Annotated in this window: 18 protein-coding genes and 1 pseudogene; 10 read left to right on the top strand and 9 right to left on the bottom strand. The window is 70.8% G+C overall.

The features are described from left to right. Positions 1-94 precede the first annotated feature (94 nt). Positions 95-874: an SDR family oxidoreductase gene (locus FHU30_RS12860; protein ID WP_253875218.1), complete on the bottom strand. Its 780-nt coding sequence runs from the start codon at positions 872-874 to the stop codon at positions 95-97. A gap of 89 nt (positions 875-963) precedes the next feature. Here FHU30_RS12860 and FHU30_RS12855 point away from each other — a divergent pair, with 89 nt between their 5' ends. The 5 genes from FHU30_RS12855 to FHU30_RS12835 all read left to right on the top strand — a co-directional run bounded on the left by FHU30_RS12855 (position 964) and on the right by FHU30_RS12835 (position 4,328). Continuing rightward, positions 964-1,575 (top strand): TetR/AcrR family transcriptional regulator, encoded by a 612-nt coding sequence (locus FHU30_RS12855; protein ID WP_253875216.1) that lies wholly within the window; start codon positions 964-966, stop codon positions 1,573-1,575. Positions 1,576-1,709: 134 nt separating this feature from the next. Next, positions 1,710-2,144 carry a helix-turn-helix domain-containing protein gene (locus FHU30_RS12850; RefSeq protein WP_253875213.1) on the top strand — a complete coding sequence of 145 codons (435 nt, stop codon included), beginning with the start codon at positions 1,710-1,712 and terminating at the stop codon, positions 2,142-2,144. After that, the gene (locus FHU30_RS12845) at positions 2,141-2,716 is read left to right on the top strand and encodes a hypothetical protein (RefSeq protein WP_253875211.1); all 576 of its coding nucleotides are present in this window, start codon (positions 2,141-2,143) and stop codon (positions 2,714-2,716) included. Before FHU30_RS12850 ends, FHU30_RS12845 begins: the two co-directional genes overlap by 4 nt. A gap of 240 nt (positions 2,717-2,956) precedes the next feature. Then, positions 2,957-3,316 carry a DUF2516 family protein gene (locus tag FHU30_RS12840; protein WP_253875210.1) on the top strand — a complete coding sequence of 120 codons (360 nt, stop codon included), beginning with the start codon at positions 2,957-2,959 and terminating at the stop codon, positions 3,314-3,316. Positions 3,317-3,440: 124 nt separating this feature from the next. Further along, the gene (locus FHU30_RS12835) at positions 3,441-4,328 is read left to right on the top strand and encodes an oxygenase MpaB family protein (RefSeq protein WP_253875208.1); all 888 of its coding nucleotides are present in this window, start codon (positions 3,441-3,443) and stop codon (positions 4,326-4,328) included. Positions 4,329-4,357: 29 nt separating this feature from the next. Here the strand turns inward: FHU30_RS12835 and FHU30_RS12830 are convergent, their stop codons facing one another. Both FHU30_RS12830 and FHU30_RS12825 read right to left on the bottom strand, forming a co-directional pair. After that, entirely contained in the window at positions 4,358-5,254 is an 897-nt protein-coding gene (locus FHU30_RS12830) for a cytochrome d ubiquinol oxidase subunit II (RefSeq protein WP_253875205.1), read from the bottom strand. Next, the gene (locus tag FHU30_RS12825; protein ID WP_253875203.1) at positions 5,251-6,699 is read right to left on the bottom strand and encodes a cytochrome ubiquinol oxidase subunit I; all 1,449 of its coding nucleotides are present in this window, start codon (positions 6,697-6,699) and stop codon (positions 5,251-5,253) included. Before FHU30_RS12825 ends, FHU30_RS12830 begins: the two co-directional genes overlap by 4 nt. Before the next feature lie 93 nt (positions 6,700-6,792). On the opposite strand from FHU30_RS12825, the gene FHU30_RS12820 reads away from it, so the two are divergent. Together FHU30_RS12820 and FHU30_RS12815 are read left to right on the top strand one after the other, a co-directional pair. After that, entirely contained in the window at positions 6,793-7,173 is a 381-nt protein-coding gene (locus FHU30_RS12820) for a BlaI/MecI/CopY family transcriptional regulator (protein ID WP_308211282.1), read from the top strand. Then, positions 7,170-8,078, top strand: a complete 909-nt coding sequence (locus FHU30_RS12815; protein WP_253875202.1) for a M56 family metallopeptidase — start codon at positions 7,170-7,172, stop codon at positions 8,076-8,078. The genes FHU30_RS12820 and FHU30_RS12815 overlap by 4 nt, the downstream gene beginning before the upstream one ends. A gap of 6 nt (positions 8,079-8,084) precedes the next feature. On the opposite strand, the gene FHU30_RS12810 is transcribed toward FHU30_RS12815, so the two are convergent. Next, positions 8,085-9,563 carry an MFS transporter gene (locus FHU30_RS12810; protein WP_253875201.1) on the bottom strand — a complete coding sequence of 493 codons (1,479 nt, stop codon included), beginning with the start codon at positions 9,561-9,563 and terminating at the stop codon, positions 8,085-8,087. 112 nt (positions 9,564-9,675) lie between these two features. On the opposite strand from FHU30_RS12810, the gene FHU30_RS47020 reads away from it, so the two are divergent. Next, on the top strand, positions 9,676-12,525 hold the full coding sequence (locus tag FHU30_RS47020; RefSeq protein ID WP_253875200.1) for a helix-turn-helix transcriptional regulator: 2,850 nt from the start codon (positions 9,676-9,678) through the stop codon (positions 12,523-12,525). Here the strand turns inward: FHU30_RS47020 and FHU30_RS12800 are convergent. After that, a pseudogene (locus FHU30_RS12800) lies at positions 12,509-12,892 on the bottom strand (aldo/keto reductase); the annotation flags it as partial. The gene FHU30_RS47020 and the pseudogene FHU30_RS12800 overlap by 17 nt on opposite strands. An 85-nt stretch (positions 12,893-12,977) precedes the next feature. On the opposite strand from FHU30_RS12800, the gene FHU30_RS12795 reads away from it, so the two are divergent. After that, on the top strand, positions 12,978-14,471 hold the full coding sequence (locus tag FHU30_RS12795) for a recombinase family protein (protein ID WP_253875198.1): 1,494 nt from the start codon (positions 12,978-12,980) through the stop codon (positions 14,469-14,471). Positions 14,472-14,576: 105 nt separating this feature from the next. Here FHU30_RS12795 and FHU30_RS12790 read toward each other — a convergent pair whose 3' ends face one another. Further along, entirely contained in the window at positions 14,577-15,956 is a 1,380-nt protein-coding gene (locus tag FHU30_RS12790; protein ID WP_253875197.1) for an NsdA family TPR-like regulatory protein, read from the bottom strand. Between the two features lie 1,171 nt (positions 15,957-17,127). Here FHU30_RS12790 and FHU30_RS12785 point away from each other — a divergent pair. Then, on the top strand, positions 17,128-17,622 hold the full coding sequence (locus FHU30_RS12785) for a hypothetical protein (RefSeq protein WP_253875196.1): 495 nt from the start codon (positions 17,128-17,130) through the stop codon (positions 17,620-17,622). A 550-nt stretch (positions 17,623-18,172) separates the two neighbouring features. Here FHU30_RS12785 and FHU30_RS12780 read toward each other — a convergent pair. The 3 genes from FHU30_RS12780 to FHU30_RS12770 all read right to left on the bottom strand — a co-directional run bounded on the left by FHU30_RS12780 (position 18,173) and on the right by FHU30_RS12770 (position 20,912). After that, the gene (locus tag FHU30_RS12780; RefSeq protein WP_253875194.1) at positions 18,173-19,609 is read right to left on the bottom strand and encodes a replication initiator; all 1,437 of its coding nucleotides are present in this window, start codon (positions 19,607-19,609) and stop codon (positions 18,173-18,175) included. Next, positions 19,606-19,785 (bottom strand): hypothetical protein, encoded by a 180-nt coding sequence (locus FHU30_RS12775; protein WP_253875192.1) that lies wholly within the window; start codon positions 19,783-19,785, stop codon positions 19,606-19,608. The genes FHU30_RS12780 and FHU30_RS12775 overlap by 4 nt, the downstream gene beginning before the upstream one ends. A gap of 572 nt (positions 19,786-20,357) precedes the next feature. Continuing rightward, the gene (locus tag FHU30_RS12770) at positions 20,358-20,912 is read right to left on the bottom strand and encodes an aldo/keto reductase (RefSeq protein WP_308211281.1); all 555 of its coding nucleotides are present in this window, start codon (positions 20,910-20,912) and stop codon (positions 20,358-20,360) included. Positions 20,913-20,923 lie beyond the last annotated feature (11 nt).

Here is a 20,923-nt window from a genome sequence, read left to right as displayed (position 1 = left end):
TGACGGCCCTGCCGCCCCCGGCGGCCCTGACGGCCCCGGCGCTGAGCCGGGGCCGTTCCGCTTCCCGGCTTGGCGCCGCCGGGGCCGTTCGAGGTCAGAGCTTGGAGCCGCCGGTGGCGTCGATCACGCTGCCGGTCACCCAGCGGGAGTCGTCGGACGCCAGGAACGCCACCACGTCCGCGACGTCCTCGGACTGCCCGACGCGGCCGAGCGCCGACAGCTCGGCGGACGCGTCCCACGCGGCCTTGTTCTCCTCGCCGCGCAGCCAGAACGCGTTGACGTCGGTGTCGATGATGCCCGGCCTGACCGAGTTCACCGTGATCCCGCGCGGGCCGAGCAGCTGGGCCAGGTTCAGGGTGAAGTTGTCCAGCGCGCCCTTCGTCGCCCCGTAGGCCATGATCTCCGGCATCGCGAGCCGGGCGAGCCCGCTGGAGATGTTGACGACCCGGCCGCCGTCGTTCAGCCGCGACAGGCCCTGCTGGACGATGAAGAACGGCGCCCGGACGTTCACCGCGAACACCTCGTCGAAACCGTCCTCGGTGAGGTTCTCCAGGTCGGCGCTGCGGCCGATGCCCGCGTTGTTCACGATGACGTCGACCTGCGCCCCGCCGGTCGCCTCGTCGTAGGCGGCCCAGAGCTCGGCCGCGTCCCCGTGCCGGCCCAGCGCGGAGCGGATCGCGACCGCGCGCCCGCCGTCCTTCTCGATCTCCCGGACGACCTCGCCGGCCGCCGGCTCGTTCTGCGCGTAGGTCAGCACGACGGTCGCGCCGTCCGCCGCCAGGCGCTTGGCGATGGCCCGCCCGATGCCCCGGCTGCCCCCGGTGACCAGCGCGTACTTCCCGTCCAGCGTGCGGCTCGCGGTGCTCGTGCCCATGGTCTGCGACGTCCTTCCAAATTATTGAGTGTTCGCTCAAGAAAGGACCGTAGCACAGTTTCTTGAGCGGACGCTCTAGAATTGGTGCCATGACCGAGACCCGCCGGGGCCGTCCCCGCGCCTTCGACCGCGACGCCGCGCTCGACACCGCCACCAGGCTGTTCTGGCAGCGCGGCTACGAGGCCACGTCCATCGGCGACCTGACCGAGGCCATGGGCATCCGCCCGGCGAGCCTCTACGCCGCCTTCGGGGACAAGAAGGCCCTGTTCAGGGAGGTCGTGGAGAGCTACCAGGGGACTGAGGCGGCGGCCTTCGTGACCCGCGCGGTCGCCGAGGAGCCGACCGCGTACCGCGCCTTCGCGCGCGCATTGCGGGAGGCCGCGGAGATCTACACCGACCCGTCCCATCCGGCGGGCTGCCTGGTGATCCGGGCCGCGACGAACGTCGCGCCGAAGGACGCCGAGGTCGAGACGTACCTGTGCGGCATCCGCAACGCGAACGTGGCGGACTTCGCCGAGCAGGTGCGCCGGGCGATCGGGCGCGGCGAGCTGCCCGAGGGCACCGACGCGGACGCCGTGGCGCAGCTGTTCGCCATGCTCCTGCAGGGCCTCTCGCAGCGCGCCGGGGACGGCGCGACCGCCGACGACCTGCGCCCTGCCGTCGAGATGGCGCTCGCCGCCTGGCCGGGGCCGCGCGAGTGAACGAGGAGCGCGAACGGCGGGACGGCGCACGCATGAACGACATCGGCGCTGGTCATGATGGCTGTGAGCGACCTCACCGGGAAAGTGCTAGCAGCCCGCTTGCAATTGCAAGCACGTTGACGGAGGGTGGAGGCATGGCAAGTTCGAAGGTCGGCTCCATCGGGGAGTACATCCGGGAGCAGCGGACGCGGGCGAAGATCTCGCTCCGCCAGCTCGCGGACGTCTCGGGCATCTCCAACCCGTACCTGAGCCAGATCGAACGCGGCCTGCGCAAGCCGAGCGCGGAGATCCTGCAGCAGATCGCGAAGGGTCTGCGCATCTCCGCCGAGGCGCTGTACGTCCAGGCGGGCATTCTCGAAGCCCGCGAGGCGGAGAGCGACGTGCAGGCCGCGGTCCGGGCCGACCTGATCCTCACGGAGCGCCAGAAGCAGGTGTTGCTCGACATCTACGACTCGTTCCGGAAGGAGAACGAAGCAGCCGGAGTCGTCCCCGGCCCCGCCGCGTTCGGTGCGGACGGGCGGGACGACGAGCAGGCACCCGCAGCACAGGAAGGGAATGAGGTCCGATGACGCTTGCCGACAACCTCCGCGAGAACAAGGTCGTCTACACCGTCGCCGGCGCGGGCGACCTCGCGGTCGAGAAGCTCCGCGAGGCCCCCGAGCAGGTCGGGAAGGCCCGCCAGACGGCGGCCAAGTACCAGGACGAGGTCCGCGAGAACCTCGACAGGTACAGCGGTGAGCTGCGCGAGAACCTGGGCCGCTACCAGGGCCAGGTGCGCGAGGCCGTGACGAAGTACCGGGTCGAGGTCCGCAAGAACGTCGACCGCTACCGCGGCGAGGCGCGCGAGAACGTGGGCCGCATCCAGGACAAGGTCGAGGTCAAGGACCTGCCCGGCGCCGCCGTCGCGTACGTGACGCACTTCGGCACCCGCGCCTTCGAGTTCGTGGACGAGCTGGCCGAGCGCGGCAAGAAGGTCGTGCACGGCGCCGCCGCCGAGGTCGCCCAGGGCGCCGAGGCCGTCGCCGAGGTCGCCGCGGGCGACCAGGGCAAGGGCTCGTCCAAGGCCAAGGCCACCCGGACGAAGAAGGCCGCGGGCGAGCAGGCCCGCTCCACCGCGAGCGCCCGCAAGTCCGAGTCCTGACGACGATCCAGGCGGCGGTACTCGCGACGGTTCCGAATCCGGTCCCATAACGGACCTGACGGCGACCGCGGCGCGGGAGACGCAGGCATGCGGAAGGGGCCCGGCCGGGGAACACCCGGCCGGGTCCCTTCGTCGTTCCAGGTACCGGCTGGACAGGCCGCATAGGGTGGGAGGTCCACTCGCCGAACACGCGGGGCCCGCGGGGGCGCCGCCCGGGACGGAACGGAGCGTCGATCGTCGGTGACCGGCTTCGGTGTGCTCGACTACTTTTTCTGGATCCTGCTGCTCATCGCGTTCGTGATGGAGGCGTGGGCGCTGATCGACTCGCTGACCGTGCCGCCGAACGCCTACGCCGCGGCGAGCAAGCAGAGCAAGAAGCTCTGGATGATCATCCTCATCGTCGCGGCCGTGGTGGGGCTCGCGGCGGCCGTGCTGCCGCTCCAGGGCTCGTCCCCGGTCGCGGTGCTGTTCGGCATCCTGCCGGTGGCCGCGTTCATCGCCGCCGCCGTGTACCTGGCGGACGTCCGGCCCGCGGTGAAGCCGTTCAAGGGGCGCGGCGGCGGCCGCGGCTCCAACATGGGGCCGTATGGCCCCTGGTAGGGACGGGCCGGAGCGCGCGCCGGGGGAGCGGGGCGGGCCGTGTGAGCCCGGCCACCTTGCAAGTAAGTCCTTACTTAAGGCACCCTGGACCGGGACCGCCCAGCCCGTGCGAAGCGAGGCCCCCGTGACCAGTGCCGCCGCCCTGCCGCTCCCCGCCGGACCCGATCCGGACCGGGACGCGGCCGCCGACACCGCCGAAGAGCCGATCCCGCCGGTCTACCGCGAGCTGCTCAGCGGACCGTCCCTGGTGGCGGGCGGCGCGAACGTGATCATGCAGCTCTGCCGGCTGCCGGTCGGCGTCGGCGTGGTCGAGAGCAAGGTCGACTCCGGACGCGTCGACAAGCACCCGGTGAAGCGCACCCGCACCACGCTGACCTACCTGGTCGTCGCCATGCTCGGCACCGCCGAGGAGCGCGCCTGGATGCGCGAGCAGGTCAACAAGCAGCACCGGCAGGTGCGCAGCGAGCCGGGAGCGCCCGTCCGCTACAACGCGTTCGACCGCGAGCTGCAACTGTGGGTCGCCGCCTGCATCTATTGGGGCACCGAGGACGTCTACCGGCGCTTCTACGGCGAGCCGTCCGCCGACGTGCTCGCGGAGTTCTACCACCACGGCCGCCGGTTCGCGACGACCCTCCAGGTGCCCGAGGAGATGTGGCCCGCCGACCGCGCGGCCTTCGAGGAGTACTGGCAGGACGGCCTCCGGCAGATCAGCAGCACCCCGGAGACCCGCGCCTACCTGCGCGGGCTCGCGAAGGCGAACTTCCTGCCCAAGCCCGTCCAGCGCGTCGTCGGCCCGGGGAACCGGCTGCTCACGGTCGGGTTCCTGCCCCCGGAGTTCCGCGAGGAGCTGGGCCTCAGCTGGACGAACCGGGAGCAGAAGGCGTTCGACGCGGCCGTCCGCGCGATCGCCCTCGCGAACCGGACGATGCCGAAGCCGCTCCGCGAGTTCCCCTTCAACCTCTACCTCTGGGACTTCCGCCGCCGCATGCGCACCGGCCGCTCCTTCGTCTGAGCCGGTGCGCTCCTGCGGCTGACCCGGGCTCAGGTCTTGGCGGCCGGTCCGCGCTGGAAGAGGACGTACAGCCAGGTCATCGACGGGACGATGATCAGCGCACCCACCCCGAGGGCCGCGAACACCACGTCCAGCACGGCGTTCTGGGCGACCGAGCCGTCCAGGTCGAGGTCGGCCATGGACGCCGCGCCCCACAGCACGCTCACCACCGCGAGCGCGCCGGTCGCCCGCACGGCCAGGTACCGCCGCCGGACGACCAGGACGAGCGAGACCAGCCCCGCCGCGGCCGAGACGAGGATCAGCGGCGACCGGACGCCCAGCGCCGCCGCGCCCGGCAGCGCGAACAGCCCGACCGCGACGCCGGACAGCAGGGCGTAGCCGCGGAAGTGCAGCAGGATGTCCGGGTCGCCGATCCGGCGCGCGTCCCAGATCAGGTAGACGGCCGCGAGGTAGGCGCAGAGCGCCGTGGTCAGCACGCCGCCGTAGACCCCGGCGAGGCTCAGCCAGCTCGACTTGCCGGTGGCCACGGTCGTCGCGACCGCGCCGAGGCAGTACGGCGTGAGGATCGACGAGACGCCGAAGATCGGCGCGTGCCAGGGCTGGTCGGGCGCGGCCTTGGCGAACACGAACGTGGAGCCGCGCGCGACGATGCCGAGGACGGCCAGCGACAGCGGGACCCAGTGCCGGGCCATCACGTCCGCGAAGACCGGCGGGAACGCCGTCCAGGTCATCACCAGGACGAAGATCAGCCAGACGTGGTTGGCCTCCCAGACCGGGCCCATGGCGTGCTCGATGACCTCCTGGTCGCCGCGCCGGCGCCGGGACGCCAGGTGCCACAGCCCGGCGCCGAAGTCCGCGCCGCCGAACAGCAGGTAGGCCGACAGCCCGGCCAGGATCAGCCCGAAGGCGATGTCCGCGTGTGTCATCGCGCGCTCCCCACGAGGTCCGGCTGGTCGGCGGGGACGGCGACGGGGCGGCGGCGCATCCGGCGCAGCACGCTGATCGTCGCGACCGCCAGGACGGTGTAGACGGCGAGCACGGCGTACAGGCCGTACCGGAGGCCGGGGTTGGGGTTGATCGCCTCCTCGGTGCGCATGACGCCGTAGACGATCCAGGGCTGCCGTCCGACCTCGGTGGTCGTCCAGCCCGCCTCCATGGCGATCACCGCGCCCGCGCCCGCGAACGTCGCGACCCGCAGGAACCAGCCCTGCCAGCGCAGGTCGGCCGCGCCGCGCCGCTTCCGCCACCAGGTGAAGCCCCACCAGGCGGCCAGCGCGAGCAGCGCCGTCCCGATCGCGATCATGATCTCGTAGGACGTCTTGACCACCTCGGCGGGCGGCCGGTTCTCCACGGGGACGGTGTCCATGCCGCGGATCGTCGCGTGCGGGTCGAACTTCAGCAGCAGCGACAGGACGTCCGGGAACTGAAGGAACGCGAACTTCAGAGGCGCGCCCGCCTGCGTGTGGTCGACACCTTCCATCGCCGCGAACTTGGCCGGCTGGTGCGAGTACACGAACCGGACGGCGATGTCGCCGACGAGCACCTGGAGCGGCGCGCAGACCGCCGCGAGCGTGAACGGGATGGCGAAGCCGATCCGGTGGTAGCGGTCGACGCGTCCGGCGCGGCGGTCGCGGAGCAGCGCCACCGCGTACACCGACGCGGCGAGGAACCCGCAGACCATCAGCGAGGCGAGGATCAGGTGCAGCGCCTGGACGGGCGTGGCCGGGTTGAACATCGCCGCGAGCGGGTCGACATCCGTCACCTTGCCGTTGACCAGCCTGAACCCGCGCGGCTGGTTCATCCAGGAGTTGACGGTCAGCACGAACGACGCGGACAGCAGGCCCGCGACGACGATCGGGATCCCGGTGAGGAAGTGCGCGCGCGGGGACAGCCGGTCCCAGCCGTACAGGTAGACGCCCATGAAGATCGCCTCGATGAAGAAGGCGATGCCCTCCAGCGCGAACGCCGCGCCGAAGACCTGGCCGTACTGCTCCATGAACCTCGGCCAGAGCGTCCCCATCTCGAAGGACAGGACGGTCCCGGACACCGCGCCGACGGCGAACAGCACGCCCGCCGCCTTCATCCAGCGGCGTGCCAGCTCGGCGTACACCGCCCGCCGGACGGGGTCGGCGGTGCGCAGGGAGCGCCACTCGGCGATCAGCGTCATCGCGGGCAGGCCGATCCCGATGGACGCGAGCACGATGTGGAAGCCCAGGGTGAACGCCATCTGCTGGCGTGCGGCCATGTAGTCGGCCGGTGAGGCGGCTCCGTGGGAGTCCGCGGTGTGCGCGAGCGCCGCGTGCGGCAGGAGGCCCGCGTGCGGGAGGAGGGTCGCGTGGGACGCCTCGGTCAAGAGCTGGAGGCTGCTCATACGACTGAATGTAGTACTACGAGCTGTAGTACTTAAGTCGGTAGTACTACCCCGCGTGGTGATCTCGCTCACCCGTCGCTTACAGTGGACGCCGTGAAGGGTCTCGGAGAGCTTGAACGCACCGTCATGGAGGTCTGCTGGGCGCGCGAGGAGGCGTCCCTCGCCCCCGCGACGGCGCGCGACGTGAGCCGCGCGCTGGCCGGTGAGCGCGACCTCGCGCACACCACCGTGATGACGGTGCTGGACCGGCTGGCCAAGAAGGGATTCCTTGATCGTGAGCGGGACGGTCGCGCGTGGCGGTACCGTCCAGTTGCGAGCAGGGAGGGATATGTGACCGAGCTGATGCTGGGCGCGCTGGACGAGACCGGGGACCGCGACGCCGCGCTGGCGCATTTCGTGCGGTCGGTCTCGCAGGACGAGATCGACGTCATCCGCCAGGCGCTCGCCGAGGTCACCCTGGAGCCACCGGCATGACCGGCTCGGCCCTGCTCGCGCTGGTCGCGCTCGCGACGGTCTTCGGCGCGCACGGGCTGTCCAGGGCCCGCTGGACGTGGCGCACCCCCCGGATCGCGATCGGGCTGTGGCAGGCGCTCGGCCTCGGCTGGGGCGTCGCCACGATCGGCACCCTGCTCGGTGTCGCCCTGCTGCCCTACCAGCGCGGCATCGCGAGCGGCCTGCCGAGCATGGTCTCCGACAACGCCGCCCGGCTCGACGCCGTGCACATGGCCGCGCTGCTGGCGGCCGTCGCGCTGACCTTCGTGCTGCTCACCATGCTCGCCACCGCGGTCTTCCGCGTGGTGCGCGCCCGCCGCCGGCACCGCGCGCTGCTCGCGCTGGTCGCCCGCGGCGACTCCGCCGCCCCCGACGCGCTGGTCCTCGACCACCCGGGTGCGGCGGCCTACTGCGTTCCGGGCGTCCGCTCGTCCAAGGTCGTGGTGTCCGCCGGGACGCTGGCGCTGCTCGACGACAAGGAGCTGGCCGCCGTCCTCGCGCACGAGCGCGCGCACGCGCGCGAGCGGCACGACCTGGTGCTGCTGCCGTTCTACTCGCTCCGCCAGGTCTTCCCGCAGATCCGCCTGGTCGGACGATGTCTGGACGCGGTCGAGCTGCTGATCGAGATGGCCGCCGACGACCGCGCGCGCCGCCACCGCCCCGCGAAGGAGCTGGCGACGGCGCTGCTGCGGTTCGCGGCGGCCCGTCCGGGTCCGGCGCCGTCCGGCACGCTCGGCGTGGCGGCGGCCGACGACATCCCGGTCCTCGCCCGGGTGAACCGGCTGCTGCGGCCCGAGCCGCAGCCCCGCCGCATCCGCTTCGCGGCCACCCTCGCCATCCCGGTGCTGGTCGCCGTCCCGGCGCTGCTCTGGGCGCTGCCGCTCTAGAGCCCCTCAGATACGCCGGTCCAGAACACTCGTTCCGGACCGGCTTTTCGCCGTCTTCCTCGGGGCGTCCGGACGGGGGAGCAGCAGCGTCAGCGGGATCGTGGCGAGGGTGAGCGCCAGGTTGGCGAGCAGCGTGTACTGCGCCGCCCCGACGAGCCCGTGCCGTCCGGCCAGGCTGAAGAACAGCGCGCCGAGCGCCGCGACCCCGGCCGCCCCGGAGAACTGCTGGAACGTGCTCAGCAGCCCGGACGCGGCCCCCGCCTGGTCCGGACGCACCCCCGACAGCGCCGCGCCGATCACGCCCGGCAGCGTCAGCCCGCTGCCCAGCCCGAGCAGCGCCAGCGGCGCGAGCAACTCCGCGACGCCGCCGCCCGCGTGCAGGACGACCTCGATCCCGGCGACGCCGAGCGCGGTGATCGCGCATCCCGCGGTGAGCGCCCGGCGGCCGTACCGCGCCACCAGCCGCCGCCCGCCGAGGGACGCCGCCATCGTCGCGAGCGCCAGCGGCCCGAACGCCAGCCCCGCGCGGACCGGGCTCAGCCCGAACCCGTACTGGAGCAGCAGCGTGTTCACCAGCATCAGGCTGCCGAACGACATCATGAACGCGATGTTCAGCGCCGACCCGACGCTGAACGAGCGCGCGCGGAACAGCGTGAGGTCGACGACGGGCTGCGCCGTCCGCCGCTCCCACAGCAGCGTCGCGGCCAGCACCGGAACGCTCGCCGCGAGCGACACCCACGCCCACGCCGGCCACCCTTCCTCCCGCCCCAACACCAGCGGCACCAACGCCAACGCCACCCCACCCGAAACCCCGACCACCCCAGTCACGTCCAACCGCGCCGCCGCCCGCGCGGGCGCGGCCTGGGAGGGCTCGGACGGGTCGGGCTTTGGCCGGCCGGGTGCGTTCGGTTGCGGCGCGGGTTGGGCAGAGGGGGTCGGGAGGACGCGGGTGGCGAGGAGGGCGGCGGGGACGCCGACCGGGACGTTCACGAGGAAGATCGTCCGCCAGCCGAGGCCGAGCAGGTCGGCCTGGAGCAGGACGCCGCCGAGCACCTGGCCGCAGACCGCGCCGAGGCCGGTGACGACGCCGAACCAGGACATCGCCCGCGCGCGCTCGTCCGCCGCGAACGACGCCGTGATCAGCGCGAGCACCTGCGGCACCATCGCGGCGGCCGTGACGCCCTGCAGCAGCCGCGCCGCGACCAGCGTCCCGGCGTCTGGTGAGAGCCCGCACAGCAGCGACGCCAGCGTGAACGCGGCCATGCCGAGCGCGAACATCCGGCGGTGGCCGAACAGGTCGCCGAGCCGCCCGCCCGTCACCAGCCCGGCCGCGTAGGTGAACGCGTAGCCGCCGATCACCAGCTCCAGCGCGGCGGCTCCGGCGTGCAGGTCGCGTTGCAGCGACGGCGCGGCCACGTTCACGACCATGTAGTCGAACGAGGCCATGAACGTCGCCGACAGGATCACCGGCAGGGTGAGTCTCATCGGATCCTCCTAAGATCGCCTTCTGTCTCGAAGGTGGCGTTCTGAAGAGGTCCGCGGCATCTGCCGGAATACGTACGGCGGGTTCAGGGCTCTTTAGATCGGGAGGTGGCCGGTGGTCTTCGTCGGACGGGCGGCCGAGCTGGCGGCGCTCGCGGAGGCGTTCGCCGATCCCGGCGTCACGGCCGTGCTGGTCGCCGGGGACGCGGGCCTGGGCAAGTCGCGGCTGGTCGCGGAGTTCGCGGCCCGGCACGCGGCCGGTGCCCGCACGGTCTCCGGCGACTGCCTGGAACTGGACGGCCTGCCCTACGCGCCGCACGTCACGGTCGCGCGGCGGCTGGTCGCCGAACTCGGCCCTGAACGCGCTTCCCGGCTCGTCCCGGGCGGCGGACGGCGCGGGCTCGCGCGCTGGCTGCCCGTTTTCGGGCGTCCGGAACCGGTGTCCGACCCGTCCCTGGGGCGGACGGCGCTGTTCGAGGACGTCCTGGCGCTGGTGGCGGCCGCGGCGGCGGACCGTCCGCTGGTCGTCGTCCTGGAGGACCTGCACTGGGCCGACCCGTCCAGCCGCGACCTGCTGACCTTCCTCGTCCGCAACCTGACCGGCGCGAACCTGCTGATCGTCGGCACGTACCGGCCGGTGCCGGACGGCCATCCGCTCCGGAGGGCGCTGACCGCCCTCACCCGCTCGCCCTCCGTCCGGACCCTCGAACCCGCCCCGCTGGACGCCGCCGACCTGCGCGAACTCGTCGCGTCCCGGCTCGGCGGCGCCCCGCCCGGACGGCTCGCCGCCGAGATCGTCCGGCGCAGCGAGGGGAACCCGCTGTTCGCCGAGGCGCTCGCGGACGCCGGGCCGTCCAGCACGCCGACACCCCTGCGCGACCTGCTGCTGACCGGCTTCCGCGCCCTGCCGGACGCCTCGCGCGACGTCGTCCGGACCCTCTCGGCGGCCGAGGGACCGGCCGGGTTCGACCTCCTCGCCGCCGTCACCGGACTGCCCGAAACCGACCTGGAAGCCGCGCTGCGCGTCGCGATCGAGCAGCGCGTCCTGGTCCGCCCGTCCGCCGGCTGCCACGCGTTCGCGCACGACCTCGTCCGGCAGGCGGTGTACGAGGACCTGCTGCCGAGCGAGCGCACCCGGCTGCACCTGCGGTTCGGGCGCGTCCTCCAGGCCGATCCGTCGCTGACCAGGCGCGACCGCGCCCTGCCGCTGCTCGCCGCGCACTGGCATGCCGCCGGGGAGCGCGACGAGGCCCTGGCCGCCTGCTGGCGCGCCGCCCAGGCCGCCGCCGACCAGCATGCCTACCCCGAGCAGCTGCGGATGCTCGAACGCTTCCTGTCCCTGCTGCCGCCGGACGCGGACCGCTCGCTCGCCCTCTCCCTCGCCGTCACCGCCTGCCTCTACGCGGGCGAGGCCGAACGCGGCGTCGAACTCGCGACCGAGGGCCTGGCCCTGATCGAGTCACCCCGCCGCCGGGCGCTCCTCCTGGACCTGCGCAGCGCCCTCGCCCACCGCCTCGGCGACGACGGCCTGGCCGACCTGCGCGAAGGCGTCGCCCTGCTTCCGGACGGCCCGGAACGCGCCCGCCTGATGTCCACCCTGGCGAACCGCCTCTTCCTGATGTCCGAATACCCCGAAGCTCGATCCCTCGCCCACCACGTCCTCACCCTGAACCCCACCGCGCACGAGCGCGCCGGGCCTGGCGGCGACGCGCCCGTCCACCCCGACGGCGTCGAGCGCGTCCGGGCGGACGACCAGCGCGTTCGTGGAGGTGACGAGCGCGTTCGTGGAGGTGACGAGCGCGTTCGCATGGGCGGGGACGGGCGCGTTCGCGTGGGCGGGGACGGGCGCGTTCGCGTGGGCGGAGACGGGCGCGTTCGCGTGGGCGGGGACGGGCGGGTGCGGGCGTGGGCGGAGTTGACGCTGGCCGCTCTCGCGGGGCTGGCGGGCGACCTGGACGAGACGATGGCCCGGACGGGCGAGGCCGAGCGGCTCGCGCGGGCCATGCACGACGGCACGACGCTCTGCATCGCGATCATGTGCGAGGCGGACGCCCTGCATGCCATGGGCCGGGACGAGGAGGCCTGGGAGCGCGCCCGGACCGGGATCGAGGCCGCCCGCGAGCACGGCCTCGCGCGCGACCAGGGCGCCGGGATGACCGGGATGTCCGCTGAGGCGCTGGTCGCGCTCGGCCGCTGGTCCGAGGCACGGGCCGTCCTCGCGGCGTGCCTCGCGCAGGAGCCGCCGCCGCTGTTCCGCGCGCTGGCCCTCACCACGCTCGGCATGATCGACCTGGCCGAGGGCAAGGCGGACGCGGCCGCCTCCGCCGCCGAGGAGGCCCGCCGGAACCTGGCCGCCACCTACCGCGGCCGCATGTTCCAGCTGCGCCTGCTGGAACTCGAATGCGCCGTGGCATCCGACCCGGACGCGCTGCTCGCGGACGTCCTGTCCGCCCCCGATCTCCTGGCGCACTCCCGGCAGGTCTGGCCGCTCCTGGCGACCGCCGCCCGCCGGACCACGACGCACCGCCCGCTGATCAGGGACCTCGCCGCCGGGCTGCCCGTGATCGGTCCCCTGCAGGCGGCGTTCCGGACGACCGTCCAGGCTGAGCTGGGCGAGGGGGAGTGGTCGGACGCGGTCGAAGCGTGGCGCGCGCTGAACCATCCCTACCGGTTGGCGTACGCGCTCATGCGCGCGGGCGCGATCGGCGAGGCGACCGCGCTGACCACGTCCCTGGGCGCGGCCCCCTTCGCCACCGAGACCCCGCTGTCCCTGACACCGCGCGAGGCCGAGGTGCTGCGGCTGGTGGCCCTCGGACGCAGCAACCGCCAGATCGGCGAGCACCTGTTCATCTCGGGCCGGACGGCCGGGGTGCACGTCTCGAACATCCTCGCCAAGATGCGGGTCTCGTCCAGGACCGAGGCGGCCGCCGTCGCGCACCGCCTCGGCCTCATGAATGACCGATGACCGGGTGCGGCCTGTAAGGCTCCTCCAGGCGCGCGACCTCCGCCTCGGTCAGCTCCAGCTCGGTCGCGGCGACGGCGTCGTCCAGATGCCTGATCTTGGTCGCGCCGACGATCGGCGCGGTGACACCTTCCTTACCGAGTAGCCATGCGAGTGCGACCTGAGCGGGGGAGACGTCCCGCTCCGCCGCGACCTCCCGGACGACCCGGACGACGTCCATGTCCGACTCGTCGTAGAACCGGTCGAGCAGCGGGTCGCCGTCGAGCCGCGCCGTCCCGGACTCGCGGGCCAGCAGCCCACGCGCCAGCGGGCTGTACGGCAGGACGCCGACGCCCTGGTCCCGGCAGAGCGGGATCATCTCCCGCTCCTCCTCGCGGTAGACGAGGTTCTAGTAGTTAACTTGAGGCGGGTTACCTACCGGAGGTGTCATGTCCTCGCCTGATGCTCCTACCCTCGTGGTCTCGTACGCGCGCATCTCGGCCGACCTGAAGCGGGACGCCCACGGTGTCAAAGATCAGCACAAGGTCAACCGGGAGACTGCGGCCCGCCTGGGCTGGACGGTGGTCCACGAGTTCACGGACAACGACAGGTCGGCGGCAAAGGTCGGTGTCGTCCGGGACGACTTCGAGGAGATGTTGAAGGCGCTGCGGCTCGGTCGGCTGCTGGACGGCACCCGAGTAGACGGCGTGGTGATCCTCGCGGAAGATCGCCTAGCGCGGCGGCCTGGCGACTACGAACGCTTCGTGGAGGCGTTCACTCACCAGGACAACCGGGTCTTCGCTGACCAGCGCGGCCCGAAGGATCTCTACAGCGAAGACGTAGAGGGCATGGGGCTGTTCGGAGCGGTCATCTCCAAGATGGAGGTGCGCAAGATGCAACGCCGGATGAGGCGGTCGCATCGGGCTCGTGCTGAGGCAGGGAAGCCGGTCGGCGGGCCTCGCCCGTTCGGCTGGCAGGACGACAGGCTGACTCTTGACCCTCGGGAATCGGCGCTCCTGGCCCAAGCCGCGAAGGACTTCTTGCGGGGCAGATCCCTGCACTCGATCGTCACGGAGTGGCAGGCGACAGGCGTCAAGACGGCACGGGGCAACGACTGGAGTTCGCGGTCACTCAAGGTGGCGCTGACAAGCCCTCGCATCTGCGGATGGCGCGAGATCTCCGGCGAACTGGTACGGAGCCCGGATGGTGCTCCGGTCGTGGGCCAGTGGGAGCCGATCATCAGCCCCGAACAGTGGCTCGCCATCCGAGAGAAATTCGAGATGCGCAAGGGACACTTCGTGGGCCGAGACATGAAGATCGGCCGAGCACACCCGGCGGACTATCGAGACCCGGCCTACCTGCTGTCCGGCATCCTGCGCTGTGGTCGGGTGAAGGCGGACGGCACGCCCTGCAACACACCGCTCCGTGTGAACGTCAAGAGCGATGCCGGTCACCACACCTACGTCTGCCGTAGCTCGGCCGAAGGCGGATGCTCGGGCGTGTCCCGTCGCGGTGACCTCGTGGACGAGTTCGTCTCGGAAGCGGTACTCGCCAAGCTGGAGGAAGCCTCCTTCACCGCAGCCTCGGACGTCGGCGAGTGGCAGAAGGAAGCCGAGTACCGCGAGGTTCAGGAGCAGTTGGACGCACTGACACGCAACTGGAAGGCGAAGAAGGTCACCAACAACAAGTTCTTCGAACTGCTTCCTGAGCTGGAGCAAGAGCTGGAGCGGCTACGGGCGGAAAAGAACAAGCATGAGGCGAACAAGGTCAAGCGGGCAGCTCGCGCGAGCACTGGCGCGGCGGATGTGCGGCGGCGTTGGTACCTGCCCGAAGCTGAGGGGGGCTTCCCGATTTCGGTGAAGCGGGCCTACATCCGGACGGCTCTCTACACGGTGATCGTCTATCCCGCTGGCAAGGGCAACAAGCGGTTCGACCCTGACCTACTCGATCCAGTCTGGCGCACCGAGTAACGCGAACGCGTGAAGTGGCCTGCCGGGCAGTCCGCGCGCCTCGGTCTCGGACGGCAGGAAGAAGCCCTCGCGTATGACTTACGCGAGGGCTTCTCAGGGTGGTGCTCAGGCCGCGATGTTGAACTCCGTGCGGGCGCGGCCGATGAACTCGGCAACCTCGGGCTCGGATTCGTATCCCTTGAACCGGTGGCTGAGGTCTCGAATCGTCTCGTGGGTGCGGCTGGAAGTGATCTGGCCTGCGAGGTTGAGAACCTGTAGGGCTTCGTGGCCTGCCTGGGCGGCGTTGCTGCGCTGTAGGTGGGTGAGGGCGCGGGCGGCGTAACTGAGGGAACCTCGCCTCGCCCGTCGCTGTCGCGTGGCCTCGTTGAGCGATTCGGTCGCGAACTCCTCGCCACGCTTGGCGTACTTGGGGTTGCGGAACCCTAGGTCACGGTACGTGTGGGCGGCCTCGCCGAAGACATAGGCGCGGTCGATGAAGCGGGCCCACTCAGGTTCGTTCTCGTGCTTGATCCGCTCGAAGAGCGTTTCAGCCTTGCCGACTGCTCGGGCTGCCTGGTCGTCGTTGCCGACTACTGCCTGAGCACGGGCTTCCAGCACGTAGAGGTCAGTGAGACAGGCGGGCGAGTCGTCTGCGGTGATCGCGTGCTGACCGGCCTTGGCAAGCGAGATCGCTTCCTTGGGGTGCCCGAGAAGGTTGGCCTGATCGGACATGCCCGCGAGCACATGCGCCCCAAGGGGCGCGTTCCCGGACGCCTGGGCAAGGCGAAGGGACTGGATGAGGTAGCGCTCGGCTAGTCCGTGCTGTCCATCGTCGTAGGCCATCCAGCCCACGAGGTAGCACTGTTCGCTTGCCGCCTCGTAGAGGGCCTTGCCGACTTCTTCCGGGTGGGGCTGGCGAAGCAGGGGCATCACGAAGTCGTCCATGTACTGGACGAGTGCGATGCGCGCGTGTCCGCCGCCGCGCATGACGTCCATCTCCTGGAAGTGGCGGAACATCTCCCGGATGCCCTCGACCTGTTGCATGCCCACCTTGCGGGGGCCGCGTGAGTCCTGCTGTTCGTCGAGCGTGGCCAACAGCCAATCTCGACTGGGGATGGCGAGTGCGGCGACTAGGTAGGGGGACTTGGTGATCAAGGTGCGTCGTTTCACGTCTGCTCTCCCGAGCTCAAGAACCGTCTCCACCGTAGCGAGTGGGCTAGCGGAGTAGGTCAGTCCGCGCTCGGCCAACGAAGCCTCATCCCCCATGCCGAAATCGGCGGGGCTGATGCGGCGGCCAAGCCGTTCACTCAAGGCGGCGGCGACGAAACGGGCTACGCCCTTGCGCGGCTTCTGCCCCTTCTCGATCCAGCGGTAAACGGCGCTGTAGTCGTACGTGAGGGCTACGCCTCCGACTGCGGCCAGAGCGTTGACACGGCCCGCTAGCCATGCCTCGGTGCAACCTGCCTCGGCGACAAGTGCGGCAAGAGCGTCATTGCGGTCAGCCATGGGGCGTCCTTCCGGCCGTGCCTTCGCTGAGCGTAGCGCGGGTCAGCCCGGCTCCCTCGGGCTACTCACATTTCACATGGGGCTTCACATGGTCCGCAATGGCGGCTCTGACGCGAGTCTCGAAACAGGCCGACAAGCCCCGTTGAGAGATGGGGCGGCCTGGCTCCTCGGTTCCGGGTGAGCCCCATGCGAGCACGGAGGCCATGAGTTGGGCGAACCAGGCAATGCGGGTCAGTGCCTGTCCTGTGGTGGACGCGGATGGAAGTGGGTTTCCCCTCGTCGGCTCGTCCTGGTTCGGAACTCACGTACGGGCCCAGAACGTATGCGGCGGCCGTGCTCCTGGTGCTCGTCGGTGAGGGCCGTGCGGGCGGCGTGATGAGCTGCGGGGCCGGTGTTCTGGTGTGGGTGGCTGCGGTGCCTCCTTTCCACGGGGTGGTGTCGCTTCTCGGGTCATGTCCCCGGTTCACCGGTCCCGCTTCCAACCCTGGGAAGGGGGTAGGCGGTGGGTGAGCAGCCGTTGAGTGAGGCTGAGGCGTCGGTGTGGGCTCCTGCGGCGCGTGCGCTGGTGGTGGAGTTGGCCGCGCGGGGCCTGGTGGCGAGGGTGCGGGGTCATGGCGCGGTTTGGGCGCGCAACCCGGCCGGTGAGCCTGCCCCTGATGACCCGGTGGGTGCGGCCGTCTCTCCTGGGTTGAGTCAGGAAGTGTGGTGCCGTCCGGACTGGCCTGACCACCAATTGTGGTGGTGGTGGGCCTGGACGTCGCCGCGTCCGGTGGGGGACGACTCGTGCGGGGCTCCGCCTGTGGAGCTGGAGCGGTTGTGTCCGGCGGGGGATGCGGTGCGGGCGGCTGAGGCTATCGCGCGGGTGTTGGCGGTGCCGTTCGCTAACGCTGGGGTGTCGTGATGGGCGGCGGGTTGTCCGGCGGTGTCGATGCTGGTCGGGTGGAGCTTCCGGCGGGCCTGGATGCCGGGCCGGTGACGCGGGCGATTGAGTCCGAGTTCGGGTGCCGGGTCGAGATGGCGTGGTACGGCCGGGCCACGTGTTCGTGGTGGGCGATGGTCCGCGTGGGTGGTGGGTCGCGCCTGGTGGAAGCGATCAGCCCTCGGGAGTTGCGCGATGCGGTGGTTCAGGCGGACGGCTGGCCCTGGCCGAACACGGGATCACGGGCCGAACATGCACGATGAACCCGAACGCGAAGGGGTGTCCGGGGTTCGGTCTGACGAGTCGGCCGGCGGGTCCGAGGAGGCGAAGCCGGGGGCGGCGGTCCTGGTGATGGCCGAGGCCACCCATGATGCGGCGGACCTGCTCCGCCAAGCGGTGTCGGCGTCGGGCACGCTGCCGGTGGAGGAGACCGGCGAGTTGCTGACCTGGCTGTTCGACATCTTTGATCAGCTTCTCGTGATGCTCGGGGACGTGGGGCGCGGTCTGACCGACACCCATCGCGCAACCGTTGCCGAGGGGGCGGTGTGGGACGAAGCGAACGGCGGGCAAGCATGGGAGAGGCTGCATGCGCTTGATCAGGCCATGGTGAACCTGTCCTCCTGCCGTGACGTCCTCGGCGGCGCGCACATGCTCCTCAGCCACGCCCAAACCGACCTCGACCGATTCGAGACCATGGACGGCACGGCCACGCCCCCGGCCGGAGAGGAAGCTCGTTTCTCGCTGTAGGTACGTGGTGCCGTGCGACCTGATGCATTGGGCTGGGTTCGGAGAATTTCCCGATCCCAGCCCTTGGCATGTCTGCGGTCACGGTGGATGGAGTTCCCCGTTGCGGGGGCCTGGCCCAGCCACGGGCGGTGCGGTGCGGGCGGGCCGTCCACAGCCTTCCCGGAGCCCGCTGCGGCCGTCGCGCTGCGAACGGCCCCCAGGCCGCACGCGCAAAGCGCGTGCGGCCGCCAAGCGGGCTCAGGGCGTGCTGTGGGCGGGCCCAGCCACGCAACCCGGCCCCCGCCTCTGCGCTGCCGTCTCGGGCTCCCTCAGCAAGGCGAAGCCCCTTCTCAGTCGTTGTCTACCGGAGACCGTTCCGGAGGGCTTGTTCGCGCGAACTGCCGTCACCCCGTGCCAGACAGAATCGCGCGAATGAGTCCTCCGGCACGCCGGGGTCAAGGGGGATGCGAATCCCCCTTGTTCGATCCCGCTCAACCAAACCGAAGGCGGGCCGCGTGAGCGGCCCGCCCTTGACCCTGTAATGAAACTTCTCGACGTCGGGTGGTCCGGGCTAGCTCGCCTTCCGCTGCTGGTCACGCTCGGTGATGCTCTGCCGGACGCGTCGCGCCTTCTGGATGCGGTCGCGGGCCTGCTCGGCCCAGAAGTGCTCGCCGTGCAACAGCCCAGATCCGGCGTACTTCCATCGGCCTGTGCTCACCACGTTCCGGTTCGGGTCCGGCTCGGGCAAGCCTTCGGCCTGGCGTGCTGCCTGCGCGGCGAACTCGGCGCGGGCCTCGCGGAGCTGGGTGAGGGTGACCGAATAGCGGCGGGACTTGGAAGAGAAATGCCCGCCGTAGCCGAGCATGTGGGCCCAGTTCCGCAACCGCAGATCCCCGTACTCGGGCTGGTCGGCCAACGCAAAGCATGCCCAGATCATGCGGCGGGCGTGCTCGGACACCTTCAACGTGCGGATCTGGCTGGGGAAGCGAATCGGCCGGTCCACCGTGCCCGAATCCTCGGCTCCCTTAGTCGCGTACTTGGCGATGTACCGGGCGACGTGCTTGTCTGCGATCCCGTCCAACTGGGCGGCGACCTGGATCGCCTGCACGTCCACTTGCCTGCCCCACCGCACCTCCTCCGGCTGGCTTTGCCCGTCCGGCGCTGGGATCGGTACCGACACCTCTGAGACGGCGGCCCGCAACGCACGTTCCAACAGGGAGGAGCTGGCCCACGCGGGCGGTGGCTGCTCCGGGCCGTCCGGTCCGTCGAGACGCACCACGGCATGGAAATGGATCAGCCCTCGGCGCTGGTACTCGATCACCCGCGCATACGAGATCCGTGCCTGCGCTCGGAGCGCCTTGTGGGTGATCCCCAACTCGGCGGTCAGCCAGCGAGGAACGGCGAGCGTGAGGCGTCGCCACAGTTCGGGCGCATGGGCGTTCCACAACACTGCGCGTTGGTAGTCGTAGCAGTCCTCGCAGATCGGCTGCCCAAGCATCGCGTCATCGGCGGCGTGGCGACGCCTGCATCCCTCGGCGCGTCCGTGCTGGCAGAGCGGGTCATCGCGGCGCGGACGGCACGGCTGTACCTTCCCCCCTCGTTCCCGATGGGCGTGCACGGCACCAAAGGATGGGGCGGTCAACGTCAGGAACACACGCGGGTGCCCGCTGACCTGCTCGTCTACGCCCTTCCCGCCGGTGAGGCCAGAAATGATCAGGTGGTAGGTGTCGTCGCGGTATACCTCCGCGCACGCAGCGCAGCGCGAGGCGCGGCGGTTCCCGCACGCGGTGATCAGGTAGCCGGTCGGCTCGTCGTCGGTCGAGTACGACTCGATCAACTCACCGGTCTCGCCGTCCACGGTCAGGCGTTCCCCGCGAAGCCTGATCGGCTGCTCGCAACCCCCGGCAGACTTGATCATCTCGTGCCAGCGGGCGAAGTCCGGCAACTCGGCGCGCTGGACGGCGGCGGCAACCTCGGGCGGTAGCGCGGGCATCGGCGCGGAACTCATGCCGCATCCCGCATGATCTCGGCGGCCTGGTGCTCGTCGCTGGATGAGTCGGCGTCTGGGGCCGACAGGGTGACTCCAAAGATGTCGGCCACGCGATTCCACTTGGCATCGGACCAACGCGGCGACTGTTCGGCCTGGCGCTTGCCCCATCGCCTGGCCTCCGGGCTCGGCTCCAACCCGGTACTCCTCTCCTCAGGAAGAAGGAGCGCGCGCGGGGCAACGAGAACCGAGAGTCAGTGATCAGGCACGTATCCGTGCCCGGCTGACCCTGCGCGGCGAGTGACATCCTTTGGAGTCTTGTAAGGGCCATCTGAGGTTATTAGCGGGACGCGTCCCACCTGGCACCCACCCGGCCGGGAGCCCACCCCGGAGATCATTTTTGTAGCGGCTATCTCTTTGTGTGTGAGGACCATTTCAGCCTCGGGCGGCGGGGAGCCGACCCCCGCCTTTCACTCGCCATCCTCGAAGTCGCATGCATGCGGCTCCATATCAAGAGGTACCCGAAACCCTTCGGGACTGAATCCCCCTCGGTGGCAAGCCGCCCGCGCGGTCGGTCAACAACGGCGAACAGCGGCAACCAGTGGCACACAACGGCATACAACGAGAGACGTTCAGAGTGATGTAGATCACACGAAGATGATTCGCGGGGGTTGGGGTGACGGCCTGAGCTGGGCCCAGCGCCTATGCGGTGGCGCTCACCCTGCGTAGTCGAGGCCAACTCCCGTGCGTTCCCGCATGAAGTGAAGTACTATTTGTAGTGGTTCTGCATCGAGATGAACCGGGTCGGCGCGCAGTGCTGCGCCTTCGCGAACTGCCAGGCGAACATGCTGGACGCGCCGATATAGCGGGCCTTTCCGGCCTTCACGACATCGTGCAGCGCGTCCATCGTCTCCTCGATCGGCGTCTCGTCGTCCCAGCGATGGATCTGGTAGAGGTCCACGTAGTCGGTGCCGAGCCGCCGGAGCGAGCCGTCGATGGACGCCATGACGTGCTTGCGTCCGAGGCCCCGGTCGTTGGGTCCGTCGCCGGTCGGGAAGTAGACCTTGGTGGCGAGCGCGTAGTCCTCGCGCCGGCCGAAGAGCTTGGCCAGCAGCGCGCCGGTGACCTCCTCGGACCGTCCGTTCGAGTACGCGTCGGCGGTGTCGAAGAACGTGACGCCGCGCTCCACCGCCCGCCGGACGATCGGCTCGGCCTGGTCCTGCTCCAGGACCCACGAGCGGTTGGACGGGTCGCCGTAGCTCATCATCCCCAGGCAGATCCGGGAGACCCGCAGCCCGGACGACCCGAGCCGTACCTGCTGCATACCGCGCTCCT

It is taken from the genome of Actinomadura rupiterrae, assembly GCF_024172125.1.
Taxonomy (GTDB): domain Bacteria; phylum Actinomycetota; class Actinomycetes; order Streptosporangiales; family Streptosporangiaceae; genus Spirillospora; species Spirillospora rupiterrae.
Note: the sequence above shows the minus strand (reverse complement) of the source record. Positions and strands in the feature narration are given on the sequence as shown.

What these genes read in the sequence shown, in the direction of transcription:
- FHU30_RS12860 (WP_253875218.1), bottom strand. Translation starts at nt 874, where the DNA reads ATGGGCACGAGCACCGCGAGCCGCACGCTGGACGGGAAGTACGCGCTG.
- FHU30_RS12855 (WP_253875216.1), top strand. Translation starts at nt 964, where the DNA reads ATGACCGAGACCCGCCGGGGCCGTCCCCGCGCCTTCGACCGCGACGCC.
- FHU30_RS12850 (WP_253875213.1), top strand. Translation starts at nt 1,710, where the DNA reads ATGGCAAGTTCGAAGGTCGGCTCCATCGGGGAGTACATCCGGGAGCAG.
- FHU30_RS12845 (WP_253875211.1), top strand. Translation starts at nt 2,141, where the DNA reads ATGACGCTTGCCGACAACCTCCGCGAGAACAAGGTCGTCTACACCGTC.
- FHU30_RS12830 (WP_253875205.1), bottom strand. Translation starts at nt 5,254, where the DNA reads ATGACACACGCGGACATCGCCTTCGGGCTGATCCTGGCCGGGCTGTCG.
- FHU30_RS12825 (WP_253875203.1), bottom strand. Translation starts at nt 6,699, where the DNA reads ATGAGCAGCCTCCAGCTCTTGACCGAGGCGTCCCACGCGACCCTCCTC.
- FHU30_RS12815 (WP_253875202.1), top strand. Translation starts at nt 7,170, where the DNA reads ATGACCGGCTCGGCCCTGCTCGCGCTGGTCGCGCTCGCGACGGTCTTC.
- FHU30_RS12810 (WP_253875201.1), bottom strand. Translation starts at nt 9,563, where the DNA reads ATGAGACTCACCCTGCCGGTGATCCTGTCGGCGACGTTCATGGCCTCG.
- FHU30_RS12790 (WP_253875197.1), bottom strand. Translation starts at nt 15,956, where the DNA reads ATGGCTGACCGCAATGACGCTCTTGCCGCACTTGTCGCCGAGGCAGGT.
- FHU30_RS12785 (WP_253875196.1), top strand. Translation starts at nt 17,128, where the DNA reads ATGCACGATGAACCCGAACGCGAAGGGGTGTCCGGGGTTCGGTCTGAC.
- FHU30_RS12780 (WP_253875194.1), bottom strand. Translation starts at nt 19,609, where the DNA reads ATGAGTTCCGCGCCGATGCCCGCGCTACCGCCCGAGGTTGCCGCCGCC.
- FHU30_RS12770 (WP_308211281.1), bottom strand. Translation starts at nt 20,912, where the DNA reads ATGCAGCAGGTACGGCTCGGGTCGTCCGGGCTGCGGGTCTCCCGGATC.